The 9,449-nt window shown below is 65.1% G+C and carries 5 protein-coding genes and 3 pseudogenes; 1 reads left to right on the forward strand and 7 read right to left on the reverse strand.

Translation table 11 applies throughout. The features are described from left to right. The first annotated feature begins 41 nt into the window (after positions 1–41). On the forward strand, positions 42–515 hold the full coding sequence (locus AC0LPE_RS15685; protein ID WP_016693148.1) for an NUDIX hydrolase: 474 nt from the start codon (positions 42–44) through the stop codon (positions 513–515). Here the strand turns inward: AC0LPE_RS15685 and AC0LPE_RS15690 are convergent. From AC0LPE_RS15690 to AC0LPE_RS15720, 7 genes and pseudogenes are all read right to left on the reverse strand, one after another. Further along, on the reverse strand, positions 509–3,745 hold the full coding sequence (locus AC0LPE_RS15690; protein ID WP_490604795.1) for an arabinosyltransferase domain-containing protein: 3,237 nt from the start codon (positions 3,743–3,745) through the stop codon (positions 509–511). The two genes, AC0LPE_RS15685 and AC0LPE_RS15690, sit on opposite strands and share 7 nt — an antisense overlap. 158 nt (positions 3,746–3,903) lie before the next feature. Continuing rightward, positions 3,904–4,905, reverse strand: a complete 1,002-nt coding sequence (gene nrdF, locus AC0LPE_RS15695; protein WP_026061338.1) for a class 1b ribonucleoside-diphosphate reductase subunit beta — start codon at positions 4,903–4,905, stop codon at positions 3,904–3,906. A 51-nt stretch (positions 4,906–4,956) separates the two neighbouring features. Then, a pseudogene (nrdE, locus tag AC0LPE_RS15700) lies at positions 4,957–6,573 on the reverse strand (class 1b ribonucleoside-diphosphate reductase subunit alpha); the annotation flags it as partial. Between the two features lie 24 nt (positions 6,574–6,597). Next, a pseudogene (locus AC0LPE_RS15705) lies at positions 6,598–7,785 on the reverse strand (LAGLIDADG family homing endonuclease); the annotation flags it as partial. Positions 7,786–7,791: 6 nt separating this feature from the next. After that, positions 7,792–8,349, reverse strand: a pseudogene (locus AC0LPE_RS15710) (ribonucleotide reductase N-terminal alpha domain-containing protein); the annotation flags it as partial. 83 nt (positions 8,350–8,432) lie between these two features. Then, on the reverse strand, positions 8,433–8,885 hold the full coding sequence (gene nrdI / locus AC0LPE_RS15715; protein ID WP_016693152.1) for a class Ib ribonucleoside-diphosphate reductase assembly flavoprotein NrdI: 453 nt from the start codon (positions 8,883–8,885) through the stop codon (positions 8,433–8,435). A 109-nt stretch (positions 8,886–8,994) separates the two neighbouring features. After that, positions 8,995–9,225 (reverse strand): redoxin NrdH, encoded by a 231-nt coding sequence (locus AC0LPE_RS15720; protein WP_006550390.1) that lies wholly within the window; start codon positions 9,223–9,225, stop codon positions 8,995–8,997. Positions 9,226–9,449 lie beyond the last annotated feature (224 nt).

The following is a 9,449-nucleotide window of genomic DNA, read 5'->3' on the forward strand; positions in this document are numbered from 1 at the left end:
TCGACCGGCGGCAGCACGCCTGCCGGTATAGAAACGAGGGCGTGCCGATACCCGATTTCGTCGTCCAGCTCCGCTCACACGTAGGAACCGCTCCCCTGTGGCTGCCGGGGGTGAGCGCGATCGTCACGGACGACGACGACCGAGTCCTGCTCACCCGCCGCGCCGACAACGGCATGTGGGCCGTGGTGTCCGGAATCCTCGAACCCGGAGAGGAACCGGCCGTCGCCGCAGTCCGGGAGGTGCTCGAGGAGACGGGTGTCACCGCCGAGATCGTGCGGCTCACGAGCGTCGACGTCACCGCACCTATCACCTATCCCAACGGCGACGTCGCGCAGTACCTCGACGTGTGCTTCCTGCTCCGCGCGACCGGCGGGGACGCACGCGTCGCCGACGACGAGAACCTCGAGGTGGCGTGGTTCGCGCCGGACGACCTTCCCGAGCCGCTCACCGAGACGTCGCGTCTGCGGCTCGGGAAGGCCCTCGCCGGTCGTGCGGAGGCCTGGTTCCGTCAGTAGGCGGTGTTGATCGGAGCCGGGCTCCACAGACCGCTGCGCGTGACCGTGGCGGTGTCGAGTTCCGCGGTCCCCGTCGACGGATCGATCGGTGTGTACTGCTCGATCGCTCCCCAGTCGCGGTCCCAGTCGTGGTCGAGATACGACGGGATCGTGCGGGCCCGCAGCAACTGGTCGGTCCAGCCGAGAGGACCGCCACCGTTGTGGTCCTGCCACAGATCCGTGGAGATGGCACCGATCCGGTCCGGCAGGATCCGGTACTCGGGGACCTCTGCAATCCCGTTGCGGTGCAGCATCTGTCGCTGGCACGGGAAGTTGAGACCGACCGCCCAGTCCAGCAGGACCGGCGTGTCGCTCCCCACGACCTGCTGCAGGGTCTGCGTCTGCGGCACGCGCGGCGGGGTGAACGCCAGCCACTGTTCGGGCGCGAGATCGTTGTCGGAGGCGACGATCCGCACCGCGTCGACCTCGCCCGGCAGTGTGTCCATCGGGACACGCAGATTCCTCCACGAGGGCGACGGACCGATGTCGATCGGCAGCGCCCGTCCCAGCGCGGTGACGCTGCCGTCGGCCGCGGTGGTTCCGTATTCGAGTTCGAGTCGCTGACCGTAGGTTTCGGTGCCGTCGGCGTCGACGGAGAAGATCCGGCCGGCCGCGGCGATGGTGACGAGATCCCCACGCGATCCGGTCGCGTCGGGCTCGGGCAGCCGGAACCAGGCGCTCGTGACGTCGCCGAGGGACGATCCGTGGCTGCCCAGCACCGGTGTGGTCGCCGGATCGAGCCCGAACGGCAATGCGACGGTGCTGCCGTTGATTCCGGCTCTGCCGGTACCGCCGCCAGTGCCACCGGTACCGCCGGTCGAGGTCTGGTCGTCGTTCGTGTCGACGGTGTTGGCGGTGCCGGCCGACGCCGAGTCGTCGTCCGGGGTCAGATCGAGCGCGACACCACCCGGCGTGAACCCGTCCCCTCCCCCGGCATCGAGAGCGGTGGCCGTGTCGGCGCCGATGGGGGTGAGCACCGAGGCGTTCGGGTCCGTTTCGAGCAGCACGTCGTTCGCGAGTGCACACGAGTTGCCGGTGAGCGTGTCCACGTTCGACCGTGCCACCGAATAACCCGGGTACTGCGAGATCGCGCCCTTGGCCAGTGACAGCACCTCGAACAGCACCATCGCTGCGGCGGCGAGGGTCAACGGCGGCACCGCCCACAACCGGGACGGGGTGTCGGTGCGGGTGGACGCGACGGGGTGGATGTGCCACCACGCGGCGAGCAGCAAGGCGACGACCGTCACGGCGAAGAAGACGGTGGAGAAGCCGAATCCGGCGACCGACGGCGGCTTGTCCCACCACGGGACCCCGTAGCTCGAGACGTACCACCAGCCGTTGGGGCCGATGAACGACATGGTCACCACGAACGACACCGCCGCGGCGAACAGGGCGCGGTTGCGTCGCGACCGCAGCACCGCGGGGCCGGTGGCCACGGCGGCGAGCATCGCCACCGCGGCGGCCAGACCGGCGTAGATACCGAAGTGGTGCGTCCACTTGGTGGGCGCGAACATCATCAGCACCAGCGCGCCGAGGGTGATGCCGACGATGCGGCGGGACGGTCCCTGTGCGGTGCCGGGGATGTGCCCACCGCGGCGCAGCATCGCCACGATCGCCACCGCCAGGCACAGCACCAGGGTGAAGACCGCGAACCTGCGGGCCAGCGAGCCGTCCACGGTGATCTGCAGCAGGTACTGGTAGCGCAGATACTCCTGGAACCACGGCACGTTCGGACCGACGCCGTGCACGTGCTGCATCTCCAGCACCGCCGCGAGGGTCTGGTCGGCGAAGACCGGCACCAGGATCACCAGCCCGGCCGCGAGCATCGGCGCGAGGACCGGCAGCCATCCCAGGGTCTGCGCCCGTCGATGGAGGATGCGGGCGATCGGACGGGCACCGGCGATCAGCGCAGCGAAACAGATGATGCCCGACGGTCCCGCGGTGACGGTGAGCGCGGCGACGAGGATCGCGGCCGCCGCGGGCAGCAGACGCCGGGTGGCGATCGCGCGTTCGACCGAGCACCAGGTGAGCACGACGCCCGTCGCGACGATCGGTTCCGGGCGCAGTCCGTTGTTGAGCGGCAGCCAGAACGCCAGGAACACCAGCGCCCCGGTCCACAGCGGAAGCCGGTTGCGACGCAGTGCGACGCCGAGACGTGGAGCGACCTCGCGGCTGAGCACCCACCAGCACAGGATTCCGGCGGTCAGTGCCGGTAGCCGCATCCAGATGCTCGCCGTCGAGACCTGGGTCATCAGGGCGAGCACGTCGTAGAAGGGCGTGCCGAAGGGTGCTTCGGGCACACCGAACCACCGGAAGTAGTTCGCCATGTACCCGGCCTCGCCCGCGGCGCGAGCCATTCCGAGCTGGTAACCGTCGTCGGCGGTGTTCGCCCCGATGACGTGCCAGACGAGCAGCGTTCCGACGACCAGCGCATCGATGCGGGTGAACGACCACCATGACGTCGGCAACAGGCGGCGGTGGCGACGACCGTCGGCGCGGTCGAGCCGGGCCAGTGTCCACAACGCCAGTGCCGTGGCCACCACCGCGACGATCATCGCGACGATCTTCAGCACCGTCGGCGACGTCGTGAAGCGGGTGTCGACGGTCGCGGTGACCGAGACGCCGTCGAGTGCAGGACCGGGCAGGTCGGTGAAGATGCCGACGAGCTGGGGCCGCAGGTCGCGGTCGAAGGTCCGCTCCCCCGACGCCGCGGCCGAGCCGGTGATCGTGGCGACGGTACGTTCCGGATTCGAGGACAGGGTGACCGAGCAGTCCCCGGCCAGGTCGTCCACCGGCGCGGAGGCGAGCAGTGTGTTGCGGGAGATCACCTCGAACGTCGCCGGCCCGTCGTCACCGGCCGCCTGCACACGGGCGATCAGCCCGTAGCGCTCGCGGTCGGGGGCTCCTGCGGGAAGTGTGGAGAAGACGGTGCCGCCGTCCGGCAGCGCGTCGCGCACGGACCGGCACTCGATCGTGGCGTCGAGGTCGACCGGTGCGTAGGACACCAGCGGCGCCGAGATGCCGGCGTTGCTCTCGTTCTGCGGCCAGTCGATGGTCGCAGTGGTCTGCGTCACGGGCAGGAACGGCATCGCGATGGATGCGACGATCCCCACGACGGCGGCGAGCACCGCCCACAGACGGGTCCGCTGCTCGAGTGCTCGCCCGCCCGACGGCGCGCGTTCGGTTGTCACCGGCCGAGGCGAGCCCGACGCTTCTCTTGTCTCGGTCACGAGGAGCGATGCTATCGGTGACGGGCCGGGCCGCGAAAAGCACGCGATCCCGCACACGGGCGCTGCTGCGCCGGTGTGCGGGATCGATGCGTTCGGGCCGGTGACGGAGAACGTCTACGTCAGAAGTCCCAGTCCTCGTCTTCGGTGACGACGGCCTTGCCGATCACGTAGGAGCTGCCGGAGCCCGAGAAGAAGTCGTGGTTCTCGTCGGCGTTCGGCGACAGCGCCGACAGGATGGCCGGGTTGACGTCCGTCTCGTCCTTCGGGAACAGCGCCTCGTAACCGAGGTTCATCAGCGCCTTGTTCGCGTTGTAGCGCAGGAACTTCTTGACGTCCTCGGTGAGCCCGACCTGGTCGTAGAGGTCGGCCGTGTAGTGGGTCTCGTTGTCGTACAGCTCGAAGAGCAGTTCGAAGACCCAGTCCTTGAGCTCGTCGCGCTCGGCCTGCGTGATCGTCTCGAGTCCGCGCTGGTACTTGTAGCCGATGTAGTAGCCGTGGACGGCCTCGTCGCGGATGATCAGGCGGATCATGTCGGCGGTGTTGGTGAGCTTGGCCCGCGACGACCAGTACATCGGCAGGTAGAAGCCCGAGTAGAACAGGAACGACTCGAGCAGCGTCGAGGCGGCCTTGCGCTTGAGCGGGTCGTCGCCCTTGTAGTAGTCGAGGATGATCTGCGCCTTGCGCTGCAGGTGCTCGTTCTCCTCCGACCAGCGGAAGGCGTCGTCGATCTGGCGGCTCGAGCACAGCGTCGAGAAGATCTGCGAGTAGCTCTTCGCGTGCACCGACTCCATGAACGCGATGTTCGTCAGCACCGCTTCCTCGTGCGGGGTGACCGCATCCGGGATGAGCGAGACCGCGCCGACCGTGCCCTGGATGGTGTCGAGCAGCGTCAGGCCCGTGAAGACCCGCATCGTCAGTTCCTGCTCGTACTCGGTGAGCGTGCCCCACGACTGGATGTCGTTGGAGACGGGCACCTTCTCCGGGAGCCAGAAGTTGCCGGTGAGACGATCCCAGACCTCGGCGTCCTTGTCGTCGGGAACGCGGTTCCAGTTGATCGCGGAGACGCGATCGATCAGTTTGACGCGCACGCCGTCGGCCGGCGAGTGTGCTGCTGCAGTCATCGGTTACCTACCTGAATTGTGTGCTGGTGCAAGGACTGTCGTGGAGCAGGGTCACAACATGCAGGAGACGCAACCCTCCACCTCGGTGCCCTCGAGCGCCATCTGCCGCAGGCGGATGTAGTACAGGGTCTTGATTCCCTTGCGCCACGCGTAGATCTGCGCCTTGTTCACGTCGCGGGTGGTGACGGTGTCCTTGAAGAACAGCGTCAGCGACAGGCCCTGGTCGACGTGCTGCGTCGCAGCAGCGTAGGTGTCGATGATCTTCTCGTAGCCGATCTCGTACGCGTCCTGGAAGTACTCGAGATTCTCGTTCGTCATGTAGGGCGCCGGGTAGTAGACACGCCCGATCTTGCCCTCCTTGCGGATCTCGATCTTCGACGCGACCGGGTGGATCGAGCTCGTCGAGTGGTTGATGTACGAGATCGAACCGGTGGGCGGAACCGCCTGCAGGTTCTGGTTGTAGATGCCGTGCTTCTGCACGGACTCCTTCAGCTCGCGCCAGTCCTGCTGCGTGGGGATCGTGATGTTCGACTCGGCGAACAGCTGACGGACCCGCTCGGTCGCCGGCTCCCACACCTGATCGGTGTACTTGTCGAAGAACTCACCCGAGGCGTACTTCGACTCCGGGAAGCCCTTGAAGTACGAGCCGCGCTCGATCGCGATCTTGTTCGACGCACGGAGGGCGTGGAACAGCACCGTGTAGAAGTAGATGTTCGTGAAGTCGACGCCTTCTTCGGACCCGTAGAAGATGTGCTCGCGGGCGAGGAAGCCGTGCAGGTTCATCTGGCCGAGGCCGATGGCGTGGGATTCGTTGTTGCCCCGCTCGATCGACGGCACCGACGAGATCGTCGTCTGGTCGGAGACGGCCGTCAGGCCGCGGATGGCGACCTCGATGGTCTGCGCGAAGTCGGGCGAATCCATCGTCTTCGCGATGTTCAGTGAACCGAGGTTGCACGAGATGTCCTTGCCCACATGGCTGTAGGACAGGTCGTCGTTGAACTCCGAGGGGGTCGAGACCTGCAGGATCTCCGAGCACAGGTTCGAGTGCGTGATCTTGCCGGCGATCGGGTTGGCCCGGTTCACCGTGTCCTCGAACATGACATACGGGTAGCCCGACTCGAACTGCAGCTCGGCGACGGTCTGGAAGAACTCGCGCGCCTTGATCTTCGACTTGCGGATGCGCTTGTCGTCGACCATCTCGTAGTACTTCTCGGTGACGTCGATGTCGGCGAAGGGCTTGCCGTAGACGCGCTCGACGTCGTACGGCGAGAACAGGTACATGTCCTCGTTCTTCTTCGCCAGCTCGAACGTGATGTCGGGGATGACGACACCCAGCGAGAGGGTCTTGATGCGGATCTTCTCGTCGGCGTTCTCACGCTTGGTGTCGAGGAAGCGGTAGATGTCGGGGTGGTGCGCGTGCAGGTAGACCGCACCGGCACCCTGACGGGCACCGAGCTGGTTGGCGTAGGAGAAGGAGTCCTCGAGCAGCTTCATGATCGGGATGACGCCGGAGGACTGGTTCTCGATCTTCTTGATCGGAGCGCCGTGCTCACGAATGTTGCTGAGCAGCAAGGCGACACCGCCACCGCGCTTGGACAGCTGCAGTGCGGAGTTGATGGAGCGGCCGATCGACTCCATGTTGTCCTCGATGCGGAGCAGGAAGCAATTGTGCACCACAGCGCCGCGAATCGTATAGGTATGTGTGCCCTCGACGTGCAGGTTGTACACCTTGCTCGGCGTCTCGTCGGTCTTCGCGATCTCACGGATTCCGTAGACATGACGCCCGTGCGCCACCTGATAGGTCGTGCGCTTGGCGCCCTTCCGCCCGACATAGTTGTGCAGGTTCTTGCCGACGTCGAAGATGAAGTCTTCGTTGGTACCGGGCACCCCGGGGACGAACACATGGCCCGTCACATTGCCCGCCTGGTTGATGTACTGGCGAACGACCGACACGATGCCCAGGCGGCGCAGGATCAACTGCACCTGATCCACCAGTTCCGGATTGACGAGATCGAGGATCATGCCGCCATTGGTGCTGCAGCCGTCGCCCCTGAACAAGCCCGCAAGCAGACCGCGCTGAAACTCTTCATCGGCAGTCATGACATCGCGTGTCAGGCGTTTCGTACTGTAACCGGTCCCGGCAAGCGACAGCAGCAATGACGCCACCACCTTGCTGTTGCAACCCATCTTGGTCGAGTGGTCCGACTGGTTGGCGGACTGAGAGAGTTCGACGCCGAATACTTGCTTGAACGCCGCCGCCAGATCTGCCTGGTACTCGACCTCGTGTGCACCGAGAGTGAAGTGAACACCATTGGGTTGCACACCATCGACACCCGCACGCTTGGATACGTAGCCCTCGGCAACATACCAGCCGAGAATCAGTCCGAACTCGTACGATTCCTCGACGTATCGGTTGACACCGACGAAGCGCTGACTGTGACGCTGCTTGTTCCGATGCTTGGCATCAACGTTCACCTTACGAATCAGACCATCGACCTCTTCGTACAGTCCATTACCAACATGGTCCATGAGGTCGAAAACGCGCTTGTCGCGCTCACCCAACGGCGCCGCGGTGACAATGAAGTCGGTCGGGCGCACGTCCTGGGCAGCGAGCCATACGAAACCGTTGAAGGGATCCGCTCCATCGCCGTCGATCAAGGTCTCGACATCACGCTCGGTCCACACCAGGATAGGATGCTCCGGAGTGCACCGAATCGGCTCTTTGTGTCCGAAGTGCGAAATCGACACCAAGGCTTGATCATTCGGGTTCTCGATCAGCTCCTCGACCGCGTGGTACGCCCCGTCGTGCGACAGGACCAGATCCCCCGCCTGCAGGGTCTCGATAGCCCGCTGCCCGTCGATCGTGTCGATGAGCGTACCGGCGGGAAAGCACGAGACGGGCTCGCCGCGCTGCTTCTTGCCCGAGTTGAGGAAGGTCGGGGTGGCCGGCTGGAAACGACCCGAGATGATCTCGTCGACGAGGTGCCGGGCGAGGATCTCGTCGCCGTCGGCGAGCGTCAGCGCGACCATGCACACACGGTCCTCGAAACGCTCGAGGTAGCGCTTGCCGTCGAACGTCTTGAGCGTGTACGAGGTGTAGTACTTGAACGCACCGAGGAAGGTCGGGAACCGGAACTTCTTCGAATATGCGTGCTCGAACAGCGATTTGACGAATGCACGCGAATACTTCTCGAGCACCTCGGGCTCGTAGTAGTTCTCCTCGACGAGGTAGTCGAGCTTCTCGTCGAGGTTGTGGAAGAAGACCGTGTTCTGGTTGACGTGCTGCAGGAAGTACTGACGGGCGGCGGCCACATCCTTGTCGAACTGGATCTCGCCGTTGGGGCCGTACAGATTCAACATCGCGTTGAGCGCGTGGTAGTCGAGATCCTTGATCGAATCGTCGAGGTGTGCGCTCGTGGCGGGAGCGGGATCGGTAATGGTCACAGTGCTGTCCCCACTTGTCGGAGTTAGGAAACGGCCGCGCAGTCACGTCCGCGACGCGCGTCGAATACGGATACGGATGTGGCTCAGGCGTTCTGGAGAACGGACTCCCAGAATCGGGCGAGACCGTCGCGGACACGCTCGACGTCGTCCGTCGTGCCCATCAACTCGAACCGGTACAGATACGGCACCTTGCACTTGCGCGAGACGATGTCTCCCGCGAAACAGTACGAGTCGCCGAAGTTGGTGTTACCCGCCGCGATGACACCGCGGATCAGACTCCGATTGTGCTCGTTGTTGAGGAATCGGATGACCTGTCTGGGAACGTACCGGGTGTCGCGACCCGTGGCGGTCGTCCCGCCACCGTAGGTCGGCACGATCAACACGTACGGATCGTGGACCTCGAAATTTCCCTCACGATCGTGCAGCGGGATCCGGCTGGCCGGAATCCCGAGTTTCTGCACGAATCGGTGGGTGTTCTCGGATGTACTCGAGAAGTACACCAGCGATGTTCCCGGGATCGACCCCAGCGAAGCCATCGGTAGTCACCACTCTTCATTCGATTGCGAAGACCGGCCCGGGCGGACACGGAAGAACACGTCCGCCCGGAGACGACGACGATCGGGCCGCCGCGAACGCGGCCCGGGCTCAGGCCGCGACGGTGAGCGCCTTGATGCGATCGGGGCGGAAGCCCGACCAGTGGTCGTCGCCGGCGACGACGACGGGCGCCTGGAGGTATCCCAGCGCCATGACGTAGTCGCGGGCCTCGGGGTTCTCACTGATGTCGACGACGTCGTACTCGATGCCGGCCTTGTCGAGGGCGCGGTAGGTGGCGGTGCACTGGACGCAGGCAGGCTTGGTGTAGACGGTGATGTTCATGAATGCCCCTTTTTCCGACGGCCGTGGGCGGCCTGACGACTGACTGCTGTGCGTTACCCGGAAGCCCACTTATCCGTCCGATCCCGCTTCCCCGAGAGATCGTCGGCACTTGTGGCCCTCCAGCGGTCTAGACACTACACCTTGTGTCCGTCGGATACACAGAACCCAGGATGTTGTGACTTACAAAGGTGATATTCCCAGGTCGCGACCCTCCCTCCACGGCG

The sequence above is a fragment of the Rhodococcus sp. S3 genome (genome assembly GCF_058211795.1).

What these genes read in the sequence shown, in the direction of transcription:
- AC0LPE_RS15720 (WP_006550390.1), bottom strand. Translation starts at nt 9,225, where the DNA reads ATGAACATCACCGTCTACACCAAGCCTGCCTGCGTCCAGTGCACCGCC.
- nrdI (WP_016693152.1), bottom strand. Translation starts at nt 8,885, where the DNA reads ATGGCTTCGCTGGGGTCGATCCCGGGAACATCGCTGGTGTACTTCTCG.
- nrdF (WP_026061338.1), bottom strand. Translation starts at nt 4,905, where the DNA reads ATGACTGCAGCAGCACACTCGCCGGCCGACGGCGTGCGCGTCAAACTG.